This window comes from Variovorax sp. 10N432 (genome assembly GCF_056394465.1).
In genome coordinates this window covers 1-22069 of the sequence record NZ_JBFTHX010000030.1, presented here as the reverse complement: position 1 = coordinate 22069, position 22069 = coordinate 1, and the positions used below count along the sequence as shown (strand labels likewise).

22 protein-coding genes are annotated in these 22069 nt (G+C 68.5%); 19 read left to right on the top strand and 3 right to left on the bottom strand.

From position 1 onward, the window contains the following. The first annotated feature begins 13 nt into the window (after window positions 1–13). The 5 genes from AC1DF3_RS27110 (at window position 14) to AC1DF3_RS27090 (ending at window position 4879) form a co-directional block, all read left to right on the top strand. Window positions 14–1282, top strand: a complete 1269-nt coding sequence (locus tag AC1DF3_RS27110) for an ABC transporter substrate-binding protein (protein ID WP_478141474.1) — start codon at window positions 14–16, stop codon at window positions 1280–1282. A 37-nt stretch (window positions 1283–1319) separates the two neighbouring features. Next, window positions 1320–2255, top strand: a complete 936-nt coding sequence (locus AC1DF3_RS27105; RefSeq protein WP_478141473.1) for a carbohydrate ABC transporter permease — start codon at window positions 1320–1322, stop codon at window positions 2253–2255. Next, on the top strand, window positions 2245–3087 hold the full coding sequence (locus AC1DF3_RS27100; RefSeq protein WP_286520878.1) for a carbohydrate ABC transporter permease: 843 nt from the start codon (window positions 2245–2247) through the stop codon (window positions 3085–3087). The genes AC1DF3_RS27105 and AC1DF3_RS27100 overlap by 11 nt, the downstream gene beginning before the upstream one ends. A 23-nt stretch (window positions 3088–3110) precedes the next feature. After that, window positions 3111–4178, top strand: coding sequence for an ABC transporter ATP-binding protein (locus tag AC1DF3_RS27095; protein ID WP_478141472.1), 1068 nt, complete (start codon window positions 3111–3113; stop codon window positions 4176–4178). Between the two features lie 68 nt (window positions 4179–4246). Continuing rightward, window positions 4247–4879 carry a LysE family translocator gene (locus tag AC1DF3_RS27090; RefSeq protein ID WP_478141471.1) on the top strand — a complete coding sequence of 211 codons (633 nt, stop codon included), beginning with the start codon at window positions 4247–4249 and terminating at the stop codon, window positions 4877–4879. Between the two features lie 10 nt (window positions 4880–4889). On the opposite strand, the gene AC1DF3_RS27085 is transcribed toward AC1DF3_RS27090, so the two are convergent. Further along, the gene (locus tag AC1DF3_RS27085) at window positions 4890–5165 is read right to left on the bottom strand and encodes a hypothetical protein (protein WP_286530710.1); all 276 of its coding nucleotides are present in this window, start codon (window positions 5163–5165) and stop codon (window positions 4890–4892) included. A gap of 209 nt (window positions 5166–5374) precedes the next feature. Between AC1DF3_RS27085 and AC1DF3_RS27080 the strand changes: the two genes are divergently transcribed. From AC1DF3_RS27080 to AC1DF3_RS27015, 14 genes are all read left to right on the top strand, one after another. Further along, on the top strand, window positions 5375–7192 hold the full coding sequence (locus AC1DF3_RS27080) for an FAD-dependent oxidoreductase (protein WP_286530711.1): 1818 nt from the start codon (window positions 5375–5377) through the stop codon (window positions 7190–7192). After that, entirely contained in the window at window positions 7189–9030 is a 1842-nt protein-coding gene (locus AC1DF3_RS27075; RefSeq protein ID WP_478141470.1) for a 2-oxoacid:acceptor oxidoreductase subunit alpha, read from the top strand. The genes AC1DF3_RS27080 and AC1DF3_RS27075 overlap by 4 nt, the downstream gene beginning before the upstream one ends. After that, on the top strand, window positions 9027–10082 hold the full coding sequence (locus AC1DF3_RS27070; RefSeq protein WP_286520870.1) for a 2-oxoacid:ferredoxin oxidoreductase subunit beta: 1056 nt from the start codon (window positions 9027–9029) through the stop codon (window positions 10080–10082). Before AC1DF3_RS27075 ends, AC1DF3_RS27070 begins: the two co-directional genes overlap by 4 nt. 44 nt (window positions 10083–10126) lie before the next feature. Next, window positions 10127–10564: a CBS domain-containing protein gene (locus AC1DF3_RS27065; protein ID WP_286507046.1), complete on the top strand. Its 438-nt coding sequence runs from the start codon at window positions 10127–10129 to the stop codon at window positions 10562–10564. Window positions 10565–10707: 143 nt separating this feature from the next. Further along, complete coding sequence (locus AC1DF3_RS27060) at window positions 10708–12426, top strand: sensor histidine kinase (protein ID WP_478141469.1); 1719 nt, start codon at window positions 10708–10710, stop codon at window positions 12424–12426. Between the two features lie 227 nt (window positions 12427–12653). Next, window positions 12654–13682, top strand: coding sequence for an ABC transporter substrate-binding protein (locus tag AC1DF3_RS27055; RefSeq protein ID WP_478141468.1), 1029 nt, complete (start codon window positions 12654–12656; stop codon window positions 13680–13682). A 3-nt stretch (window positions 13683–13685) separates the two neighbouring features. Next, on the top strand, window positions 13686–14468 hold the full coding sequence (locus tag AC1DF3_RS27050; RefSeq protein WP_286530715.1) for an ABC transporter ATP-binding protein: 783 nt from the start codon (window positions 13686–13688) through the stop codon (window positions 14466–14468). Window positions 14469–14479: 11 nt separating this feature from the next. Beyond that, complete coding sequence (locus AC1DF3_RS27045; protein ID WP_286530716.1) at window positions 14480–15328, top strand: ABC transporter permease; 849 nt, start codon at window positions 14480–14482, stop codon at window positions 15326–15328. Between the two features lie 61 nt (window positions 15329–15389). Next, entirely contained in the window at window positions 15390–16769 is a 1380-nt protein-coding gene (locus AC1DF3_RS27040; RefSeq protein ID WP_478141467.1) for an FAD-dependent oxidoreductase, read from the top strand. Further along, entirely contained in the window at window positions 16766–17932 is a 1167-nt protein-coding gene (locus AC1DF3_RS27035) for a CaiB/BaiF CoA transferase family protein (RefSeq protein WP_478141466.1), read from the top strand. The genes AC1DF3_RS27040 and AC1DF3_RS27035 overlap by 4 nt, the downstream gene beginning before the upstream one ends. Continuing rightward, a complete protein-coding gene (locus AC1DF3_RS27030; RefSeq protein WP_478141465.1) occupies window positions 17929–18705 on the top strand; it encodes an enoyl-CoA hydratase-related protein in 777 nt (258 codons plus the stop codon). Before AC1DF3_RS27035 ends, AC1DF3_RS27030 begins: the two co-directional genes overlap by 4 nt. A gap of 24 nt (window positions 18706–18729) precedes the next feature. Beyond that, window positions 18730–19068: a 4Fe-4S dicluster domain-containing protein gene (locus AC1DF3_RS27025; RefSeq protein WP_301816160.1), complete on the top strand. Its 339-nt coding sequence runs from the start codon at window positions 18730–18732 to the stop codon at window positions 19066–19068. Between the two features lie 27 nt (window positions 19069–19095). Continuing rightward, window positions 19096–20010, top strand: coding sequence for a LysR family transcriptional regulator (locus tag AC1DF3_RS27020; RefSeq protein WP_286530721.1), 915 nt, complete (start codon window positions 19096–19098; stop codon window positions 20008–20010). A gap of 49 nt (window positions 20011–20059) precedes the next feature. Next, window positions 20060–20821 (top strand): SDR family NAD(P)-dependent oxidoreductase, encoded by a 762-nt coding sequence (locus AC1DF3_RS27015; RefSeq protein ID WP_478141464.1) that lies wholly within the window; start codon window positions 20060–20062, stop codon window positions 20819–20821. On the opposite strand, the gene AC1DF3_RS27010 is transcribed toward AC1DF3_RS27015, so the two are convergent. Further along, window positions 20796–21440 (bottom strand): ATPase, encoded by a 645-nt coding sequence (locus AC1DF3_RS27010; RefSeq protein ID WP_478141463.1) that lies wholly within the window; start codon window positions 21438–21440, stop codon window positions 20796–20798. The genes AC1DF3_RS27015 and AC1DF3_RS27010 overlap by 26 nt on opposite strands. Before the next feature lie 10 nt (window positions 21441–21450). After that, window positions 21451–21819, bottom strand: a complete 369-nt coding sequence (locus tag AC1DF3_RS27005) for a hypothetical protein (RefSeq protein WP_478141462.1) — start codon at window positions 21817–21819, stop codon at window positions 21451–21453. Window positions 21820–22069 lie beyond the last annotated feature (250 nt).

Genomic DNA, 22069 nt, shown 5'->3' with positions numbered 1-22069 from the left:
GAGACCCAGCACCATGTTCCATTGCAAGACCTTCGCGAGCTTCCGTGCCATCGCCGGCGGCCTCGCCCTGTCGCTGGCCCTGGCGGCCGGCGCGGCGGCCGAGACCCGGCTGCGCATGACCATCTGGAGCGCCAACGAGGCGCACCTGAAGCTCTTCAACGGCATCGCGGAGGGCTTCAAGAAGGAGAACCCCGACGTCACGGTCAGCTTCGAATCGCTGCCGTTCGAGAACTACACGACCGCCCTGACGACCCAGATCGCCGGCGGCAACGCACCCGACATGGCCTGGATCTTCGAGACCGCCGCCTTCGACTTCGTCAACTCCGGCGCACTGCTGCCGCTGACCAAGCCGCTGGCCGCCACGCCGGGCTACAACCTCGGCGAGCTCAGCCCGGCGGCCACCGAGCGCTGGTCGAAGGAAGGCGTGCTCTACGCCTACCCCTTCTCGACCTCGCCGTTCGCGGTGTTCGTCAACAACGACCTGATCCGCAAGGCCGGCGCCAAGACCCCGGCCGAGCTGATCGCCGCCGGCCAGTGGACCTGGCCGCAGGCGATCGCGACCGCGCAGGCGGTGGCGCAAACCGGCAAGGGCGGCCTGGTGGTGCGCGACTTCAACTACCAGGCCTGGCAGTACCTGTCTTCGGTCTGGAACGCCTGGGGCGCGGCGCCCTGGAGCGCCGACGGCAAGCGCTGCACGCTGGCCGACAAGCCGATGGTCGATGCGCTGGGCTTCATCCACGACGCGATCTTCGTCAAGAAGGCGATGCCCGGGCCGGGGCAGAACGTCGACTTCTTCGCCGGCGACGCCGCGATGACGATCACGCAGATCAGCCGCGCCTCGCTGCTGCCCAAGGACAAGCGCTTCGACTGGGACCTGGTGCCGCTGCCCAAGGGCCCGACGGGCGACTACGCGATCGTCGGCCAGGCCGGCATCGGCGTGCTGCAGTCGGGCAAGAACCCGGCCGCGGCGGCCGCGTTCGTGGCCTACATGACCAACCCGGAGAACTCGGCCAGGCTGGCGCAGTTCTTCCCCTCGGCGCGCAAGTCGCTGCTCAACGCCGAAGTGCTCGGCAAGACCAACGCCCTGCTCTCGCCGGCGCAGCTCGACCGGGTCGTGGTCGCGGGCATCGCGACCGGCAAGGTGATGCCGGCGCACACCGACTTCGCGCGGCTGCAGCAGATGGTGCGCGCCGGCCTCGATGCCGTGTGGCAGCCGAAGGCCGACATCCCGGCCGCGACGCGCGCGATCTGCGCCCAGATTGCGCCGCTGCTCGCGCAGTAGGGCGCAGCCCGCCAGCACCCGCCGCCCAGTCCACGCCATGGCCCGCCGATCCGTTTCCGCTGCCGAGCCGCCCCCGGCCGCGCCCCGGCCGTTCTGGACCATCGCACGGCGCGACACTGCGGCCGGCCTCCTGTTCGTCGCGCCGCAGCTGGCGGGCACGCTGGTCTTCATACTGGTGCCGCTGGTGCTGGTCTTCTGGTACTCACTGCACGAGTGGAACGTGCTGGCCAACACCTTCCGCTACACCGGTGCCCGGAACTACGAACTGCTGTCGAGCGACCCCAGCCTGCCCGGCGTGCTGCTGGCCTCGGCACTGTTCTCGGCCGGGCTGGTGGTCCTGAACATGAGCCTGGCACTGCTGCTGGCCGTTCTGCTGAACCAGAAGCTCGCCGGCATCGCGGTGTTCCGCACCCTGTTCTTCTCGCCGGTGGTGGTGTCGCTGGTCGCCTGGACCATCGTCTGGGGCTTCCTGCTGCAGCACAACGGCGGCATCAACGGCACGCTCAGGCTGCTGGGCATCGAAGGGCCGAACTGGCTGCGCACCCCCGCCACCGCGATGCTCTCGGTGATCGTGGTGCAGGTGTTCAAGAACGTGGGGCTCAACATGGTGCTGTTCCTGGCCGCGCTGCAGGGCGTGCCGCGCGAGCTGTACGAAGCCGCGCGCATCGATGGCGCGACGCGCTGGCGGCAGTTCCGCCGCATCACGCTGCCGCTCATCAGCCCCACCATCCTGCTGACCTCCATCATCACCATCGTCGGCTCGCTGCAGGTGTTCGCGCAGATCGCGGTGCTGACGCAAGGCGGGCCCGGCGTGTCGACCACGGTGCTGGTGTACTACCTGTACCAGCAGACCTTCCAGTTCCATCGCTTCGGCTACGGCTCGACGCTGGCGATCCTGCTGTTCGCGATCGTCGCGCTGCTGACGCTGGCCCAGTGGCAGTTGCGCAAGAGGTTCGTCTTCCATGAACGGTGAGATCTCCGCCCGCATGAAGGTCGCGCTGTACGGACTGCTGTGCGTGCTGCTGATTCCCTTCGTGTTCCCGACCTGGTGGATGCTGACCTCGTCGCTGAAGCCGATCAGCGACATCTTCGTGTTTCCGCCACAGCTTTTTCCGACCCACCCGGACTGGAGCAGCTACGCACAGGTGTTCACGGTCCAGCCTTTCGCGCAGCAGTACTGGAACTCGGCCTGGATCGCGGCCGTCGTGACGGCCGCCACGCTCGCCATCTCGTCGATGGCCGGCTATGCCTTCGCGCGCATCCGCTTCCCGGGCGCCAACGCCTTGTTCATCGTCGTGCTGACCGGCCTGCTGATCCCTTCCGAAGTGACCATCGTGCCGCTGTTCCGGATGTTCCTGAAGCTCGGCTGGGTCAACACCCACTGGCCGCTGGTGCTGATTCCGGTCTTCGGTGCGCCCAGCGTGTTCGCGACCTTCGTGATGCGCCAGTTCTTCATCGCCCTGCCGGCGGAACTGGAAGAAGCCGCGCGGGTGGACGGCCTCGGGCGCTTCAGGATCTTCCGCACCATCGCGCTGCCGCTGGCGCGGCCGGCCCTGGCGTCGGTGGCGATCTTCACCTTTCTCCACAGCTGGAACCTGTACCTGGAGCCGATCGTGTTCCTGTCGACGCCGTCCAAGTTCACGCTGCCGCAGGCGCTCACGCAGTACACCGATGCCTATGGCGGGCCGATGTGGAACATCCAGCTGGCCGCGGCGACGCTCACCGCGCTGCCGGTGCTGATCGTCTTCGTGCTGGCACAGAAGCAGTTCGTCGAAGGCCTGGCCCACACGGGACTCAAAGGCTGAGCCTCCACACCACGACCCCATTCATGGCAGAAGTCCTACTTTCCGGAATCCAGAAACGCTTCGGCGCCGTGCCGGTGATCCACGGCCTCGACCTCCACATCCACGATGGCGAGTTCGTGGCGCTGGTGGGGCCCTCGGGCTGCGGCAAGTCGACCTTGCTGCGCATGATCGCCGGGCTGGAGGCCGTGTCGCACGGCCGCATCCGCATCGGCGCGCGCGACGTGACCGACCTGGATCCGAAGGACCGGGACATCGCCATGGTGTTCCAGAACTACGCGCTCTACCCGCACATGACGGTGGCCGCCAACATGGGCTTCTCGCTGGAGCACCGCGGGCGGCCGAAAGCGGAGATCGCCGAGCGGGTGCGCTGGGCGGCCGACATCCTGGGGCTGGCGCAATTGCTCGATCGCCATCCGCGCCAGCTCTCCGGCGGCCAGCGCCAGCGGGTCGCCATGGGGCGCGCGATCGTGCGCGATCCGCAGGTGTTCCTGTTCGACGAGCCCCTGTCCAACCTGGATGCCAAGCTGCGCATCGTCATGCGCGGGGAGATCAAGGGCCTGCACCAGCGGCTCAAGACCACCACGGTCTATGTCACGCACGACCAGGTCGAGGCGATGACGATGGCGGACCGCATCGTGGTGCTCAACGCCGGCCGGGTCGAGCAGGTCGGATCGCCGCTCGAACTGTTCGACCGTCCGGCCAACCAGTTCGTGGCCGGCTTCATCGGCTCGCCCGCGATGAACTTCGTGCCGGGGCGCTGCACGCCCAGGGGCTTCGAGGCCGCCGATGCGCTGCTGCCGCTGCCCGCGGACGCCCTCGCCGCCCACGCGGGACGGGACGCCGTCTGCGGCATCCGGCCCGAGCATTTCGAGTTCTGCGATCCGGGCCAGGGCGTGGCGGCGCAGGTGCAGGTGGTGGAGCCCCTGGGCTCCGAGACGCAACTCGGCCTGCGCCTGGGTGCGGCCCAGGTGGTGGCGCTGTTCCACGAACGCCTGGCCATCGCGCCGGGCGACGTGCTGCACCTGCGGCCAAAGACCGGCGCCGTGCATTTGTTCGACCCGGCCACCGGCATGCGGATCGACGCCGCCTGAGCACGGGGCCTCGTGTCCCCGGCCGAAGCGGTGTATCGTGCCTTCCCGCCCAACCTGCACTGCCCGCGATGAACGCCGCCACCCTCGCCGTCTTTGCCCTGGTCGCCCTGGTGGCCATCGCCACTCCCGGCCCGACCGTGTTGCTGGCCCTCGCCAACGGCTCGCGCCACGGCGTGCGCCGGTCCCTGTCCGGCATGTTCGGTGCCGTGGTCTCGGACTTCGTGCTGGTGGGCGCGGTGGCGCTCGGCCTGGGCGCCCTGCTCGCCGCTTCCGAGTTCTGGTTCTCGGTCGTCAAGTGGGTCGGTGCCGCCTACCTCGCCTGGCTCGGCCTTCGGCTGCTGCGCTCCAAGGGCGGCCTGGACCTGTCGCAACTCGAAGAGCGCCGGGGCCCGATGAGCACGCGGCGGATCTTCGCGCGCTCGTTCCTGGTCGCCGTGACCAACCCCAAGGGCTACCTGTTCTGCTCCGCGCTGCTGCCGCAGTTCATCGATGCATCGGCCCCGCAATGGCCCCAGTACGCCGCCATCGCCCTGGTCTTCGCCGGCCTCGACTTCCTCGTGATGCTGGGCTATGCGGTGGTCGGCGCACGCGCCGTGCGGCTGCTGCGCCAGCGCGCGGTGCTCTGGCTGGACCGTTCCTGCGGCGCGGCGCTGCTGGCGCTGGCCGGATCGCTGGCCTTCTATCGGCGCGCCAGCTCCTGAGGCCCGCGGCTCAATGCCGCAGGATCGAAGGGATGTCGGAGTGGTCCAGCAGTTCTTCCAGCGCGGTCACGGCGCGCTGGAATTCGTCTTCGTCGACCCCCCGCGCGTGCAGCCAGCCGTGCACGAAACCGCGGAACGCCGCCTTGAAGCTGTCGTCGGCCATCCCGTGCGCGGCGAGCAGGGCAATCCCGATCACCTGGAACGTGGCCAGGCCGCGGGTGGCCTCGCTGTAGTTTTCCTCGAAACTCCGGGCCAGTCGTTCGCTGGCGGCGCCGTTCGAATTCATGGTGGGTGTGCCCCTGGTTGGCGGGTGCCATCTCGGCCGGCAAAATCTTGCGCCATCGGGACGGGTTTGTGAACTGTCTGTTCGGGTAAGCGCCTCTGCCCTTTGGTGAGGGATTCCACCAAGGCATGGCCCGGTCCGCCGCGGCGCATACTGGGGGCAGACCCGCGCCGATCCCCACCAGGCCGCGGGCGGCAGCCAGGAGACACGCCTTGCAGCGAACCGACATTGCCAACCCGACCTATTTCCACAAGGTCGTCGATTGCCAGTACGCCTGTCCGGCGCACACCCCCGTCCCCGAATACATCCGCTTGATCGCGCAACGCCGCTATGGCGATGCCTACATGATCAACTGGGTTTCCAACGTGTTCCCGGGCATCCTCGGACGCACCTGCGACCGCCCGTGCGAGCCGGCCTGCCGGCGCGGGCGGGTCGAGGAGAGCAACGCCCAGGCACCCGAGCCGGTGGCCATCTGCCGGCTCAAGCGAGTGGCGGCCGACATGAAGGAGGACGTCCGCGCGCGGATGCCGACGGTGGCGCCCCGCAACGGCAAGCGCATCGCCTGCGTCGGCGCCGGGCCGGCCTCGCTCACCGTCGCGCGCGACCTCGCGCCGCTGGGCTACGAAGTCACGGTGTTCGACGGCGAGGCCAAGGCCGGGGGCTTCATCCGAACGCAGATTCCGCGCTTCCGGCTGCCGGAATCGGTCATCGACGAAGAAACCGGCTACATCCTCGACCTTGGTGTCGAGTTTCGTTCCGGCGAGCGCATCGAGTCGATGAAGGCGCTGATGGCGCAGGGCTGGGACGCGATCTTCGTCGGCTGCGGTGCGCCGCGCGGGCGCGACCTGCAGGTGCCCGGCCGCCAGGAAGCGGCCGCCAGCATCCACATCGGCATCGACTGGCTCAATTCGGTCTCGTTCGGCCACGTGACGCGCATCGGCCAGCGCGTGATCGTGCTCGGTGGCGGCAACACCGCGATGGACTGCTGCCGCTCGGCCCGCCGCCTCGGCGGCACCGACGTCAAGGTCATCGTGCGCAGCGGCTTCGACGAAATGAAGGCCTCGCCCTGGGAAAAGGAAGACGCCCAGCACGAGGGCATCCCGATCCTCAACTTCCACGTGCCCAAGGCCTTCGTCCACGAAGGCGGCAAGCTGCTGGGCATGCGCTTCGAGATCGTCCGGGCGGAGTACGACGACCAGGGCCGCCGCACGCTGGTGCCCACCGGCGAGCCCGAGGCCTTCATCGAATGCGACGAGGTGCTGGTGGCGGTGGGCCAGGAAAACGCCTTCCCCTGGATCGAGCGCGACTGCGGCCTCGCCTTCGACAAGTGGGGCCTGCCCCAGCTCGACGAGAAGACCTTCCAGTCGTCGGTGCCGAACGTCTTCTTCGGCGGCGATGCGGCCTTCGGCCCCAAGAACATCATCACCGCCGTGGCCCATGGCCACGAGGCGGCGGTGTCGATCGACCGGCTGCTGCACGGCGAGGCGGTGTATGTCCGACCGGCGCCGATGACCAACCTGGTGTCGCAGAAGATGGGCATCCACGAGTGGAGCTACGACAACGACACCTCCAACGACCTGCGCTACAAGGTGCCCTGGGCCAAGGCCGAGGCCGCGCTGGCCAGCATCCGGGTCGAGGTCGAGCTGGGCTTCGATGCCGCCACCGCCTTCAAGGAGGCCGAGCGCTGCCTCAACTGCGATGTGCAGACCGTGTTCACCGAGTCCGCCTGCATCGAATGCGATGCCTGCGTCGACATCTGCCCGATGGACTGCATCAGCTTCACGGTCAACGGCGAGGAGAGCGAACTGCGGCCCCGGCTCAAGGCGCCCGCGCTCAATCTCGCGCAGGACCTGTACGTGTCCGGCGGGCTCAAGACCGGCCGGGTGATGGTCAAGGACGAAGACGTCTGCCTGCACTGCGGCCTGTGCGCCGAGCGCTGCCCCACGGGGGCCTGGGACATGCAGAAGTTCCTGCTCAAGATGACGCCGGCCGGCCCGCAGGCACGCGCCGCACGGGAGGTGGCGGCATGAGACGAATCGAGGCGGTCAACGATTTCGTCATCAAGTTCGCCAACGTCAACGGCTCCGGCTCGGCCTCGGCCAACGAACTGTTCGCCAAGGCGATCCTGCGCATGGGCGTGCCGGTGAGCCCGCGCAACATCTTCCCGAGCAACATCCAGGGCCTGCCGACCTGGTACGAGGTGCGCGTCACCGAGAAAGGCCACCTGGGCCGGCGCGGCGGCACCGACATGATGGTGGCGATGAACCCGCAGACCTGGGACGCCGACGTCGCCGAGCTCGAGCCCGGCGGCTACCTGTTCTACGACAGCACGCGGCCGCTGCCGCCGTCGAAGTTCCGCGACGACATCCGGGTCATCGGCATGCCGCTGACCGAGATCTGCAACGCGGTCTACCACGACCCGCGGCAGCGCCAGCTGTTCAAGAACATCGTCTACGTGGGCGCGCTGGCGATCCTGCTGGGGATCGAGCCCGAGGTGGTCGAGAAGCTGTTCGGCGAGCAGTACAAGGGCAAGGAGAAGCTGCTGGCCTCCAACGTGCAGGCGCTGCACCTGGGCTGCGACTTCGCGCGCGAGAACCTGCGCGAGCCGGTGGGCCTGCAGGTGCGGCGGGCCGACCGGGTGGGCAACCGGATCTTCGTCGACGGCAACAGCGCCGCGGCGCTGGGCTGCGTGTATGGCGGCGCCACGGTGGCGGCCTGGTACCCGATCACGCCGTCGTCCTCGGTGGCGGAGGCCTTCCAGAAGTACTGCGCCAAGTTCCGGGTCGATCCGGCGACCGGGCAGAACCGCTTCGCGATCGTGCAGGCCGAGGACGAGATCGCCTCCATCGGCATGGTGGTCGGCGCCGGCTGGAACGGCGCGCGCGCCTTCACCGCGACCTCGGGGCCGGGCGTCTCGCTGATGACCGAGTTCATCGGCCTGGCCTACTTCGCGGAGATCCCCGTCACCCTGATCAACGTGCAGCGCGGCGGGCCGTCCACCGGCATGCCCACGCGCACCCAGCAGGCCGACATCCTCTCGTGCGCCTACGCCTCGCACGGCGACACCAAGCACGTGCTGCTGTTCCCCGAGGACCCGCACGAGTGCTTCGAGCACGCGGCGGCGGCCCTCGACCTGGCCGACCGGCTGCAGACGCCGGTGTTCGTCATGACCGACCTCGACATCGGCATGAACCAGCGCCTGTGCGCGCCCTTCGCCTGGGACGACAGCCACGACTACGACCGGGGCAAGGTCATGACCGCCGAAGAACTCGAGGCCGGCCGCGACTTCGGCCGCTACAAGGACGTCGACGGCGACGGCATCCCCTGGCGCACCTTGCCCGGCACGCACCCGAGCAAGGGCAGCTTCTTCACCCGCGGCACGACCCGCGATGCCTATGCCCGCTATTCGGAGCGCGGCCCCGACTACGTCTACAACGTGGAGCGGCTGCTGAAGAAGTTCGCGACCGCCGCCGCCCTGGTGCCGCAGCCGGTGCTGCGCCCGGCGGCCCGCCCGACCGAGTTCGGCGTGATCTATTTCGGCTCGACCAGCCCGGCCATGGAAGAGGCGCTGGAGGCGCTCACCGAATGCGGCATCCACCTCGACGCCCTGCGGCTGCGCGCCTTTCCGTTCCCGGACAGCGTGGTGCAGTTCCTGGCCCGGCACACGCGGGTGTTCGTGGTCGAGCAGAACCGCGACGCCCAGATGCGCAGCCTCTTGGTCAACGAACTCGAGATCGATCCGGCGCGCCTGGTCAAGGTGCTGCACTTCGACGGCACGCCGATCACGGCACGCTTCATCGTCGAGGCCATCGGCGCCCATGTCGGGGCGCCAGCGCCCCGCGCCACCGACACCCAGGAAACCGCATGACCTACCTCGCCAAGCCACGGCTGCATCATCCGACGCTGGCCACCAACAAGGTCGGCTACACCCGGCGCGACTACGAAGGCAAGATCTCGACCCTGTGCGCCGGCTGCGGCCACGACTCGATTTCCGCCGCCATCATCGAGGCCTGCTGGGAGCTCGACATCGAGCCGCACCGGGTCGCCAAGCTGTCGGGCATCGGCTGCAGCTCCAAGACGCCGGACTATTTCCTGGGCGCCTCGCACGGCTTCAACACGGTGCACGGCCGCATGCCCAGCGTGCTGACCGGCGCCAACCTGGCCAACCGCGACCTGCTGTACCTGGGCGTCTCCGGCGACGGCGACTCGGCCTCCATCGGCCTGGGCCAGTTCGCGCACGCCATGCGACGCGGCGTGCGCATGGCCTACATCGTCGAGAACAACGGCGTCTACGGCCTCACCAAGGGCCAGTTCTCGGCCACCGCCGACCAGGGCTCCAAGAGCAAGAAGGGGGTGGTCAACACCGACAGCCCGGTCGACCTGGTCGGCATGGCGCTGCAGCTCGGCGCCAGCTACGTGGGACGCGGCTTTTCGGGTAACAAGGCGCAACTGGTGCCGCTGATCAAGGGGGCGATCAGCCATGGCGGCTCGGCCTTCATCGACGTCATCAGCCCTTGCGTCGCCTTCAACAACCACCCGGGCAGCACCAAGAGCTACGACTACGTGCGCGAGCACAACGAGGCGGTCAGCCGCATCGACTTCATCAGCGCCAGGGACGAGATCACGGTCGACATGGCGCCGGGCGAAGTGCTCGACGTGCGCCAGCACGACGGCACCCTGCTGCGGCTGCGCAGCCTGCATGCCGGCTACGACCCCGGCGACCGCTATGCCGCCATGGCCCACATGCAGCGCCACCAGGAGATGGGCGAGGTCGTGACCGGGCTGCTCTACGTCGACCCGCTGGCGACCGACCTGCATACGGCGCTCAACACCAGCGACCACCCGCTCAACGCGCTGGGGGCAGCCCAGCTCTGTCCCGGGGCGAAGGCCCTCGACCGGCTCAACGACTCCTTGCGCTGAGCCGGCACGACAGGCACCATAGCGCTTCCTCCGGAGGGCGGACCATGGCCGAACGCACTGTTTTCCAGTCCATCTCGCGCAAGCACGTGACCAGCCTGGGCCCGCAGGCCAGCGTGCGGGACGCCGCCTGCATCATGACGCGTGCCAACTGCGGCAGCGTGCTCGTCATGGAGCCGCCCGACAAGCTGCTGGGCATCCTGACCGAGCGCGACCTGATGACGCGCGTGCTGGCCAAGGGGCTCGACCCCGAGCACACCACGGCGCGCGAAGTCATGACGCCCAACCCGATCTGCGTGCCGCCCGAGACGCTGGTGTCCGACGCCGTCGTGCTGATGCTGGAGCGCGGCTTTCGCCACCTGCCGCTGGTGTCGGGCACCAAGATCCTCGGCGTCTTTTCGGTGCGCGACGCACTGCCGAGGGAGATCGGCACCGCGCTCAGCCAGGCGGAGTTCAACGAGCAGGTGAACGACGTGCTGGGCTGAAGGCGGCTGCGGCGGCTGGCCCGGTTCCGTGACATTTTCGGGGTTCGGGCGCCCGCAACGCGCGAACTCGCGTCCGGCAACCCGCCGATCGGCGGCGGCGGCGTCGACAATCGCGGGATCGCTCCGCCAGAAACCCGCCGGCCATGCCGTCCCGCTCCGCAGTCCTCCGCCTCCTGACAGGTCTGGCCGTCATCGCTGCCATCCTGCTGCTGACCCTGGTCGCCTGGTGGTCCACGCTGCCCCTGCGCGACGCGGTCATCGAGCGCGCGCACCGGGAGACGCAGCTCGAGGCGCTGAGCCTCTCCGAGCAGCTCTCCGCCGTCGCCCGCAGCGCGATTTCCAGCCTGAACGCCATCACCGAGTCGATCCAGGAGCGCGGCGGCCCGCGCCAGCTGCCCGCCGCGGCGCTGCGCGCCGAGCTTCAGCGGGAGGCCGGCGACGAGGTCGGCACGCAGGCGATGTTCGTGGTCGATGCCGACGGCAAGGTGGTGGCGAGCGCCGGTTTTCCGGAAACCCACGAAGGCCGCTCGCTGCTCGACCGCCCCACCATCGCTTATCACTTCCAGCACCCGACGGAACTCCGTGTCCGCGTCGGCCGGGCCCACTACTCCGAGCTGACCGGCGGCTGGATCCTGCCCATTTCCCGCATCATCGCGTCGCCCGAGGGAAAGATGCTCGGCGTCGTGTCGGTGGCGATCAACCTCTCGCACATGCGCGAGCTCTACGAGCAGATGGAGAACCTGCGAGAGGCGAGCCTCTCGATCATCGGGCGCAACGGAGAGATCATCTTTCGCTATCCCTTCGTCGAGCGCGCGGTCGGCTTCAAGCTGCCCGGCGGGCGTTCGTTCTCCGAAGGCACGGGCACCTACGAAGCGGCTAGCCCGATCGACGGCATCACGCGGATCCTCAGCTACCGTCAGCTCGACGACCTCGATGCGGTGATGCTGGTGGGATTTCCGCGCGACCAGGTGCTGGCGGCCTGGCGCGACGTCGCGCGCGAACGCATGGTCTGGACCGCCTCCAGCCTGAGCCTGCTCGCGCTGCTCTGCGGCGGGGCGTGGCTGGCCTGGCACCGGCAACGCCGGCAGCTGCGCATGATCACAATGGACCACGCCACCAGGGAGCGTGAGCTGCGCGAGGAAGCGCAGACCATCGAGCGTTTTTCCGTGGCGCTCTCGCAGAGCGTGAGCGAGCCGCTCAGCCATCTGCGGGGCCTGCTGCAGACCGGCGTAGGCACGGCGGCCACGGATGCGCCGACCGACGCCCGGCGGGATGTCCTCGCGTCGACGATCAGGATGGAGGCGCTCGCCAAGGACCTGCGCGCGCTCGCACTGGCGCGGGACAAGCCGATCAAGCGCGAGGACCTCGACCTCTCGTCGCTGGCCCATGCCGTCGCGCGGGCACAGCAAGCCGCGGATCCGGGGCGCACGGTCGAATTCCGCATCCAGGCGCAGATGTACACGACGGCGGATGCCCAATTGCTGCAGGTGGTGCTGGCCAGCCTCGTCGGCAACGCCTGGAAATTCACGCGAGACTGTCCGCACCCCGTGGTCACGGTCGGGGCCCACACAGGGCTGAACGAAACCACCTTCTGCGTGCGCGACAACGGGCCGGGCTTCGACCCGGCGGACGCGCGCAGTTTGTTCAAGCCCTTCCATCGGCTTTCGAATGCCGCGTCGTTCGAAGGACACGGCATCGGGCTCACGACCGCGAAGCGCATCGTCGAGCGCCACGGCGGCCGCATCTGGGCCGAGGGCCGCAAGGACCACGGCGCCGCCTTCTTCTTCACGCTGCAGCCCGCGCTGTCGATCAGCTCCAGCAGCTACCAGGCCGCCCGCAGGGAACTCCAGAACCTCGGCTGAGCCCCGGGGGCATCCGCTCGGGCCGCCATCGCGGTTCTCCCTCCCCCCTGGAGACCTTCGCTTCATCCGGAGAGGGGCGCGCGCGCCCTGCATTCAGGGTTTCTACCGGCGCTAATTTTTAGATCGCCCGTCTCTAAAAACGGTGCTTTGCGAGATCGCCCGCAGCTCCTAAATTCCGGTCACGCCACACGGCAGACGACCCGAATCCACACACCAGGAACTCCGTCATGAATCACTCTTGCGATCCCGCACGCCGCCGCCTGCTCAAGACCTCGCTTGCCGCTGGCGGCCTGGCGGCCGGGGGCTTTCTCTCGATCGACGCGCTGGCCCAGGGCAAGACGCGCATCAACATGCAGCTCGGCTGGATTCCCAGCGTCAACCAGGTCGGCGAGGTGGTGGCCAAGCGCCTGGGCTTCTACGAGCAGGAGGGCATCGACTTCGCGATCCAGCCCGGCGGTCCCAACATCGACGGCGTGGCGATCGTCGCCTCCGGCCGCTACGAAGTCGGCCAGGTGTCATCGAGCCCCTCGGTGATGCTGGCCGTGTCGCAGGGCCTGCCGATCAAGTGCTTCGCGGTCGGCGCGCAAAAACACCCCTTCACCTTCTTCTCGCTGGCGAAGAACCCGGTGCGCAAGCCCGCCGACCTGGTGGGCAAGAAGGTGGGCATTCCGTCCACCGCCGGCATCCTGCTGCGTGCGCTGCTCGCCAAGAACAAGATCGCGGAGAAGGACGTGACCGTGGTCACCGTCGGCTCGGACATGGCGCCGCTCCTGACCGGGCAGGTCGACGTGGTCACCGGCTGGCTCACCAGCACCACCGCGCTCAAGGCGCTGGGTCCGGACCGTGTCGACCTCACGCTGTGGGACGGGGGCGTGCAGCTCTATGCACTGCCCTACTACGCCACCACCAAGACCATCGAGACCCAGCCCAAAGTGCTGGAGGCCTTCGTGCGCGCCACTTCGCGCGGCTGGCAGCATGCCAAGGCCAACCGCGATCAGGCGGTGGACCTGCTGGTGAAGGAATACCCCAACCTCAAGCGCGAGGACGAGCGCGCGGCCATCGACGTGATGCTCGAATACGCACTGGGCGGCGCCGCGCAGTCCCAGGGCTGGGGCACGATGGACCCGTCGGTCTGGCAGTCGCAGATCACGACCTACGCCGAGCTGGGCCAGTTCACGGCCCGCACGCCCAAGGTCGACGACGTCATCTGGCTCGGCGCGCTCAAGGGCACGGTCGAAGCCCGCGTGAAGGCCTGAGCCATGGCTGCCGTGTTCAACGACGCACCCGCGATCTCGTGCCGCGATGTCGGCATGCGCTTCTTCACCGAGCGGCGCGACGTCACCGCGATCAAGTCGCTCGACCTGGAAGTGGCGCAGGGCGAGTTCCTGACGCTGCTCGGGCCCTCGGGCTGCGGCAAGTCCACGCTGCTGCGCGTGGTGGCCGACCTGCTGGCGCCCAGCCGCGGCAGCGTCAGCGTGCTCGGCGCCACGCCCGAGCAGGCGCGCCAGCGCCGCGACATCGGCTTCGTGTTCCAGGACGCGGCGCTGCTGCCCTGGCGCACCGCGCTGCAGAACGTGCAGCTGCCGCTGCAGGTGGGCGGCGGCGCCGGCCGCAAGGGCCGCCGGTCGCCGCAGGAACTGCTCGACCTCGTCGGCCTCAAGGACCGCGCCAACGCCTGGCCGCACGAGATGTCCGGCGGTCAGCGCCAGCGCGTCTCCATCGCACGGGCGCTGGCGAGCGATCCGAAGATCCTGCTGATGGACGAGCCTTTCGGTGCGCTCGACGAGATCACGCGCGACCGGCTCAACGAGGAGATCCGCTGCGTCTGGAAGGAGACCGGCGTGACCATCCTGTTCGTCACCCACAGCATCCACGAGGCGGCCTTCCTCGGCCAGCGCGTGCTGATGCTGGCCGCCAACCCCGGGCGGGTGCGCGAGATCGTGCCGGTCAACCTGCCGGAAGACCGCACCCTGGACATCCGCGAGACACCCGAATTCGTGCAGCTCACCGGCCATCTGCGCCGCGTGCTGGAAACCTGCTGAAGGCCGCCGACATGACCACCAGTTCCCTCGAAACCCCCGTGACGGTGCGCGCTTCCGTGGCCGCCGATCCCGAACACGCCGCCTGGGCCGCCGCGCGGCGCCGCAAGCTCTGGCGACGGCGCATCCTCCCTGCGCTGGGCATCGGCGGGCTCATCGCCCTGTGGTGGGCGGTGATCGTCGTCTTCGACGTCAAGCCCTTCATCGCGCCCTCGCCCTGGGCGGTGCTCGAGACGCTCTACGCCAAGCGCGCGGTGCTGCTCGACAACCTGATCCCCACCGCGCTGGAAGCGGCCGGCGGCTTCCTGCTGGGCAACCTTGCCGCCATCGCCATCGCGACGGTGTTCGTGCACAACAAGACGCTGCAGGACATCTTCTTCCCGGTGGTGCTGATGTTCAACGCCATCCCGCTGGTCGCGAAGGCCCCGGTGCTGGTGCTGATCATGGGCAACGGCATGGAGCCCAAGATCACGATCGCGGCGCTGGTGTGCTTCTTCCCGACGCTGGTCAACATGGTGCGCGGGCTGGAGTCGGTGAACCCGCAGGCCATGGAGCTGATGCGCGTGCTGTCGGCCAGCAAGACGGAGATCTTCTTCCGGCTGCGCCTGCTCAATTCGCTGCCGTACCTCTTCTCGGCCTTGCGCATCGCCGCCTCGATGAGCGTGATCGGCGCGGTGGTGGGCGAGTGGGTCGGCGCCACCGTGGGCATCGGCGCCATGATCCTGCAGGCCACCTTCAACTTCGACTCGCCGCTGCTCTACGCCGCGATCGTGATGAGCGCGACCTTGTCGGGCCTCTTCTTCCTGCTCGTGACCGTGGCCGAGCGTCTCGTCATCCGCTGGCAGCCCGAAGGCAGCCACTGAACCCCCAGGAGCACGGCGCGCTGCGCGCCGCTCCATTCCCCCATCAATCAAGGAGATAGTGATGAGCCGTATTGGCGATTGGATGCATGAGAGCGCGCACGATGTTCGTGTCGCAGCCGAATCGGACGTGGTGGTGGTCGGCGGCGGCCCCGCCGGCCAGGCGGCAGCCCTGGCGGCTGCGCGCAACGGCGCCAGCGTGACCCTGCTGGAGCGCTACAACCACCTCGGCGGCCTCGCTTCCGGCGGCATGGTGCTGGTGCTGGACGACATGTGGGACAGCCATCTGCAGGAGATCTCGGTGCGCGGCATCTGCCTGGAGATGATCGAGCGCATGGCCGAGCGCGGCCTGGCCGAATACCCGAAGCAGAAGGACTGGGGGAGCCTCCCCGAGTCCGTCCGCCGCTGGAAGCGCTGGGGCACCTTCGACTTCCACAGCAAGGAGAAGCCGCATCCGATCTGCTTCGCGGCCGCCTTCGACCCGGACGCCTTCAAGCGCGCCTCGCTCGAGATGGTGCTGCAGGCCAATGTGAACCTGCGCCTGCATTCCTGGTTCTCCCGCACGCTGGTGGAGGACGGCCAGGTCAAGGGCGTGATCTGCGAAAGCAAGAGCGGGCGCGAGGCGATCCTGGGCAAGGTCGTGATCGACGCCACCGGCGACCTGGACGTGGCCGCCTCGGCCGGCGCGCCGCACGTCAGCGGCGCCTACATCGTGACCACGGTGTTCCGCCTCGGCGGCGTCGACACCGAGGAAGCCGAGCGCTTCGAGCACGAGGAGCCGGCCGCCTTCCAGGCGATCGACCGCGAGGTCAAGCACCTGCTGGGCGGTGCCTGGGACAGCTGGTGGCTCAAGACCCCGCTGCCGAGCGTGGTGTGGTGCAACTGCCCGCACATGGCGGGGCTGGACGGCCTCAAGGTGGCCGACCTGACGCGCGCCGAAGTGCAGGGCCGCGCCACCATCCACAAGGTGATCGAGTTCATCCGCGCGAAGCTGCCGGGCTTCGCCGACTGCTACCTGATCGATCTCGCTCCTCAGACCGGCGTGCGCCAGACCCGCCTGCTCGAAGGCGAGTACGTGATGAGCAAGGACGACGTGACGCAGCGCCTGCGCTTCGAAGACAGCGTGGCGCGCGGCCGCGACTACTACTACCCGTATCGCTCGCTGGTGCCGCGCAGCGTCGAGAACCTGCTGGTGGCGGGCCGCCACTACTCGTCGACCTCGGCGGCACAGAAGATCTCGCGCGAAATCCCGCCCTGCATGGCGATGGGCGAAGCCGCCGGCACCGCCGCCGCATTGGCGCTCGATGCCGGCGTGGCGGTGCGCAAGGTCGACATCGCCAAGCTGCAGCGCACGCTGCGCGCGCAGGGCGCCGATCCGGGCGACCAGAAGGGTCCGAATGCCGATGTGCCCGAGATCGCCCGTTCCTTCGCGGAGGCCGCATGACACACACGACGAAGACGCTGCCGCTGGCCGGTATCCGGGTGATCGACTTCACCCAGGTGATGATGGGCCCGGTCTGCACGCAGATGCTGGCGGACCATGGCGCGGATGTGATCAAGATCGAGCGCAAGGGGGCGGGCGACCTGAGCCGCTCCACCTTCGCGCCGGTGGCGGGGCATGACAACCCGATCTTCTGCAGCCTCAACCGCAACAAGCGAAGCTGCGAGATCGACCTGCGCGACCCGGCGCAGGTGGAACTGGTCAAGGCGCTCATCGCCGATGCCGACGTGGTCACCAACAACTTCCGCGCCGGCGTGATGGAGCGCCTGGGCCTGGGCTACGACGACTGCAAGCGCCTGAACCCGCGCATCATCTACGCGGTCGGCACCGGCTTCGGCGAGAGCGGGCCGTATGCGCACAAGGGCGGCCAGGACGTGCTCGCGCAGGCGCTGACCGGTGTGATGGCGCGCCGTGCCGATGCGTCGGTGCCGGTGTCGATCTATCCCACTGCGCTGGCCGACTACACCGCCGGCATGCACATGGTGCAGGGCATTCTCTTCGCGCTGCTGCAGCGCGAGCGCACCGGCGAAGGGCAGAAGGTCTCGGTGTCGCTCTACAACTCGATGCTCGCCATGCAGATGCAGGAGGCCGCGATGATCATGATGGAGGACTCCGAAGTGAACTGGGCGGCGATGCCGCTGTCGGGCGTCTTCCAGGCGCAGAACGGCGCGCTGGTGCTGGTGGGGGCCTTCAAGGTCAATCCTCTGCGCGACATCTGCGCGGCGCTGGAGATCGATGACTTGTCGCTCGACCCGCGCTTCTGCGAGCTGCAGGGCCAGTTCAAGCACAAGGCCGAGCTGCACGCGATCTTCCGCGAGCGCTTCGCGAGCAACACCCGCGAGCACTGGCTGGCGCGGCTCGAGGCCCAGGACCTGCTCTCCGCGCCGGTGCGCGACATGCGCGAGGCGCTGGTCGATCCGCAGACCCTTCACAACGAGATGATCCTCGACGGTGGTGCGCCCGGCGGCCGTCCGCTGCGGTTCATCGCGAGCCCGATCCAGATGTCGGGCGCGACCACCGGCCTGCGCCGTGCCCCGCCGCGCCTCGGCGAGCACACGGACGAAGTGCTGGACGAAGCACGCGCACTGAGCGAGGTGGCGCAATGAGCGTCGTCTACGAAGTGCGGGAGCACGTCGCCCGCGTCACCATCGACCGGCCCGACGTGCTCAACGCGGTCGACCTGCCGACCGAAGCCGAACTCATCCGCATCTGGGACGACATCGAGCGACGCGACGACGTGCGCGTGGTGGTGCTGACCGGCGCGGGCGAGCGTTCCTTCAGCGCCGGCGCCGACCTGAAGAACACCAGCAACCTCAAGGGCGTCGAGTACTGGGCGGCCAGCCGCCCCGGCGGCTTCGGCGGCATTGCGCTGCGCGAGACGCTCGATGTGCCGGTGATCGCGCGGGTCAACGGCTTCGCGCTCGGCGGCGGCTTCGAGATGGTGCTCGGCTGCGACCTGGTCGTCGCCTGCGAGGAAGCCAGCTTCGGGCTGCCCGAGCCGTTGGTCGGTCGCCTGCCTCTGGATGGCGGCATGCTGCTGCTGCAGCGCCAGATCCCGTATCGCCAGGCGATGGGGATGATGCTGACCGGCCAGAGAGTCAAGGCGCGCCAGGCGCTGGACATGGGCCTCGTCAACGAAGTCGTGCCGCGCGTCGAGCTCGACACCGCGGTCGAGCGCTGGGTGCAGCAACTGCTGGCCTGCGCGCCGCTGTCGCTGCGCGCCATCAAGCAGGTGGTGCGCCAGACCGGCCAGTTGTCGCCCGCCCAAGCCCACGGCATGCGCCTGCCCGCACTGGTCGCCGCGTTGCAGTCGGAAGACTCCAACGAAGGCGTGCTGGCCTTCCAGCAGAAGCGCAAGCCGCGCTGGCAGGGGCGCTGAGGCCGAACGCGAAGGGACGACACCATGGCCCATGTCATCACCACCGCCTGCATCGACTGCAAGGACGGCGCCTGCGTGCCCTGCTGCCCGGTCGATTGCATCTACGAAGGCGCCCGGACTCTGTACATTCATCCGGATGAATGCATCGACTGCGGCGTTTGCGTGTCGGCCTGTCCCGTGCAGGCCATCTACGAGGAGTCTCGGCTGCCGCCCGAGCTCGCGCATTTCACGGCCATCAACCGCGAGTACTTCGGCGACGCGGTCAGCGGCCTGGGTTCGCCCGGCGGCGCGGACGGCCGGGCGAGCGCCTGCGACCACCCCGGCATTGCGAGAGCGCTGCCATCCGTCGGAGCGATGGCGTAGTGCGCAGCAGGGCAGGAGGGCCGGCTGATGCATGCCAGCGTCCTGAAGTACTTCATCGAGGTGGCGCAGTGCGGCTCGGTGCGCAAGGCGTCCGAGCGGCTCTACGTGGCGGCCAGCGCGGTGAACCGGCAGATCCACAAGCTGGAGGACGAGCTGGGCGTCGAGCTGTTCGACCGCATGCCCAACGGCCTGCGCCTGAACCCGGCCGGCGAGCGGCTGCTCAAGCATGCGCAGGAAACGCTGCACCAGTTCCAGGTGATGCGCACCGAGCTGGATGCGCTCAAGGGCGAGCGCACCGGCCACGTCAAGGTGGCGGCGATGGATTCCTTCTTCGAGGAACTGCTGCCCTCTGCGGTGGAGGAGTTCCTCCAGATCTTCCCCGCGGTGACCTACACCATCACCTCCACCCAGCCCATGGAGGTGGCCCAGATGGTCATGGCCGGGCAGGCCGACGTCGGGCTGACCTTCCTGGGACGGCTGCCGGGCGGCGTGCGGGCCATGAACGTGGCGCACCTGCCGATCGGCATCGTGATGCCGCCGGGGCATCCGCTGGCCAGCTTCGATACCGTGTCGCTCAAGGAATGCGCGAAGTTTCCCTTCCTGCGCTCCAGCTCGCATCCGGTGATCAGCGCCGCGTCGTCCCCCGAGTTCGCCAGCTTCTGGGACGACATGGAGCCGGCCGCCACCTGCAATTCAACGCCCTTGCTCAAGCGCCTGATCATGGGCGGCAAGGGCATTTCCTGCTTCTCCAAGATCGCCTTCATCGAGGAACTCAAGCGCGGGGAACTGCTCTGGCGGCCCTTCGAACTGGAGGCGCTCAACGGAATGAAGGTGGGCATCGTGGTGCCCACGCAGCGCGTGCTGCCGCACGTCACGCAGAACTTCGTCGGCCGCATGGCCCGGCGACTCACCCAACTGGAAGCCATCGCCGCGACGCTCTGAAGATGCCCGCCGTGGTGGCGTTTCCTTCAACCCCTGAAAGAGCTTCACCATGAACGATCTGAAGAACAAGGCCGTCCTCATCACCGGCGCCAGCACCGGCATCGGCGCGGCCGTGGCACGCGCCATGGGCAAGGCCGGCGCCCGCGTGGCGGTGCACTACCGCGGCAGCCGGGCGGAGGCCGAGGCCGTGGCGCGCGACATCCGGTCGGCCGGCGGCGAGGCGCTGCTGGTGCAGGCCGACGTGATGGACACGAACGCGGTCGACCGCATGGTGCAGGCGGTGCACGAGGCCTTCGGCCGCATCGACATCCTGGTCAACAACGCCGGCGGCTTCGTCAAGCGCTCGCCGATCGTCGATGCGGACGACGACTACATCGACGCGGTGTTCCGTCTCAACGCGCGCTCGGTCGTGGCGGTGAGCCGGCGGGTGATCCCGCTGATGTCGGCGGGCGGCGGCGGCGCCATCATCAACGTGACCACCCAGGCGGCGCGCACCGGCGGCGGGCCGGGCGCGGGGCTCTACGCGGCCTGCAAGGGATTCGTCTCCACGATCACGCGCACCATGGCCAAGGAACTGGTGAAGGACGGCATCCGCGTCAACGCGGTGGCGCCGGGCGTGATCGAGACGCCGTTCCACGACGGCCATTCGAGCCCCGAGGTGCTGAAGAACTTCGCCAGCGCGATCCCCATGGGGCGCCTGGGCACCGCCGAGGAATGCGTCGGCGCCTTCATGTTCCTCGCGGACGCGCAGGCCAGCGGCTACGTCACCGGCCAGATCATCGAGGTCAACGGCGGGCAGGTGATGCCCTGAGGGTCAGTGCGGCCGCCACCACCGGCTTGGCCCATTGCGGCACCTGGTCGAGCGCGATGTGCGAGACGATCTGGCCGCCCTCCATGTGCAGCACGAGCACGGGTTGCGGCTTGATGCCGGCCTTCGGATCGCCGTCGATGCTGTTGTCGTACACGCGCAGGCTGGCCAGGTGCGGCAGCAGGCGGACGAGGTTCGCGCGGCTGCTCACGTAGCGCGCGCGGATCTTGTCTTCGGGGATGTCGTGGCCGCCGGCGATCACGCGTTCGTTCACGCGCGCGATGTGCTTCTCGGGTGAATCGAGGCCCGCGTACCAGACATGGACCTGCGCGCCCTGGCGTGCGCCGGCGAGCAGCATGTCCGGCAGCGTCCGCGCGCCCAGCGTGGTCTCGAAAGCGAAGTTGAGGCCCTCGGCCAGCGCGCGTTCGAGACCGGAGCGGCCCATTTCCCAGGCCTGCGCGTTGGCCGTTTCCTGTGTGAGCGAGGGGTTGGTGTCCAGCAGCGTGCGCGCCGCGAGGTCGGGGTTGAAGCAGGGGACCTTGCGCGCCTGGAGCGCCGCGCCGCCGATGCTGCTCTTGCCGGCGCCGTTGACGCCTGCGAGAACGAAGATGCGCGCGACCATCAGCGCGGGATCACCTCTTGGCGGACTTGCCGCCTGCCGCGCGGACGGCCGCCTTGCCCAGTTCGGCCGGGGACATCGCGAATGCGTCTTCCATCGCCTCGGCGGCTGCGTCGCCCTGCATGCGGGCGAACATGTCGTCGAACTGGCGGGTGAGCGCATCCAGATCGGGTTCGGCCGCCTGTTCGAGCGCGAGATAGCGATCGATCGACATCAGCACCATGGCCGGCTCGTCGTGGCGGGTGACGACCACCGCGCCGTGCGTCATGACGGCGCTGGTGACCTTCTGCATCCCCGAGACCAGATGGGTGGCCGAGACGGCTGGCAAGCCGCGCGTGAAACGATCGATGGCCTCTGGACGCGAATCGCGCGTGATGGACATGAGAAGCTCCGTTGGATCTCCGAAATACCCGTTTTAACCGATTTGGCCATTTTAGGTATTTTCTGGGAAATCCATGGATCAGGAAGCGCCAGCCCGGCGACCTAGCTGTGAAGTTTCAGTAGGTTGTTCATCCGTCCCAGATTTGGGAAGCTGTGGTTACCAAGACACGGCTACTCAACTCAGGAGAGACGGATGAACAGCCATAAGCATGCGAGATTGACGCCCAAAGGTCGAGCCCTCCTGGTAAGCC

Coding starts and splice junctions, on each gene's coding strand:
- AC1DF3_RS27110 (WP_478141474.1), top strand. CDS start 14: ATGTTCCATTGCAAGACCTTCGCGAGCTTCCGTGCCATCGCCGGCGGC.
- AC1DF3_RS27105 (WP_478141473.1), top strand. CDS start 1,320: ATGGCCCGCCGATCCGTTTCCGCTGCCGAGCCGCCCCCGGCCGCGCCC.
- AC1DF3_RS27100 (WP_286520878.1), top strand. CDS start 2,245: ATGAACGGTGAGATCTCCGCCCGCATGAAGGTCGCGCTGTACGGACTG.
- AC1DF3_RS27095 (WP_478141472.1), top strand. CDS start 3,111: ATGGCAGAAGTCCTACTTTCCGGAATCCAGAAACGCTTCGGCGCCGTG.
- AC1DF3_RS27090 (WP_478141471.1), top strand. CDS start 4,247: ATGAACGCCGCCACCCTCGCCGTCTTTGCCCTGGTCGCCCTGGTGGCC.
- AC1DF3_RS27085 (WP_286530710.1), bottom strand. CDS start 5,165: ATGAATTCGAACGGCGCCGCCAGCGAACGACTGGCCCGGAGTTTCGAG.
- AC1DF3_RS27075 (WP_478141470.1), top strand. CDS start 7,189: ATGAGACGAATCGAGGCGGTCAACGATTTCGTCATCAAGTTCGCCAAC.
- AC1DF3_RS27070 (WP_286520870.1), top strand. CDS start 9,027: ATGACCTACCTCGCCAAGCCACGGCTGCATCATCCGACGCTGGCCACC.
- AC1DF3_RS27065 (WP_286507046.1), top strand. CDS start 10,127: ATGGCCGAACGCACTGTTTTCCAGTCCATCTCGCGCAAGCACGTGACC.
- AC1DF3_RS27060 (WP_478141469.1), top strand. CDS start 10,708: ATGCCGTCCCGCTCCGCAGTCCTCCGCCTCCTGACAGGTCTGGCCGTC.
- AC1DF3_RS27055 (WP_478141468.1), top strand. CDS start 12,654: ATGAATCACTCTTGCGATCCCGCACGCCGCCGCCTGCTCAAGACCTCG.
- AC1DF3_RS27050 (WP_286530715.1), top strand. CDS start 13,686: ATGGCTGCCGTGTTCAACGACGCACCCGCGATCTCGTGCCGCGATGTC.
- AC1DF3_RS27045 (WP_286530716.1), top strand. CDS start 14,480: ATGACCACCAGTTCCCTCGAAACCCCCGTGACGGTGCGCGCTTCCGTG.
- AC1DF3_RS27040 (WP_478141467.1), top strand. CDS start 15,390: ATGAGCCGTATTGGCGATTGGATGCATGAGAGCGCGCACGATGTTCGT.
- AC1DF3_RS27035 (WP_478141466.1), top strand. CDS start 16,766: ATGACACACACGACGAAGACGCTGCCGCTGGCCGGTATCCGGGTGATC.
- AC1DF3_RS27030 (WP_478141465.1), top strand. CDS start 17,929: ATGAGCGTCGTCTACGAAGTGCGGGAGCACGTCGCCCGCGTCACCATC.
- AC1DF3_RS27025 (WP_301816160.1), top strand. CDS start 18,730: ATGGCCCATGTCATCACCACCGCCTGCATCGACTGCAAGGACGGCGCC.
- AC1DF3_RS27020 (WP_286530721.1), top strand. CDS start 19,096: ATGCATGCCAGCGTCCTGAAGTACTTCATCGAGGTGGCGCAGTGCGGC.
- AC1DF3_RS27015 (WP_478141464.1), top strand. CDS start 20,060: ATGAACGATCTGAAGAACAAGGCCGTCCTCATCACCGGCGCCAGCACC.
- AC1DF3_RS27010 (WP_478141463.1), bottom strand. CDS start 21,440: ATGGTCGCGCGCATCTTCGTTCTCGCAGGCGTCAACGGCGCCGGCAAG.
- AC1DF3_RS27005 (WP_478141462.1), bottom strand. CDS start 21,819: ATGTCCATCACGCGCGATTCGCGTCCAGAGGCCATCGATCGTTTCACG.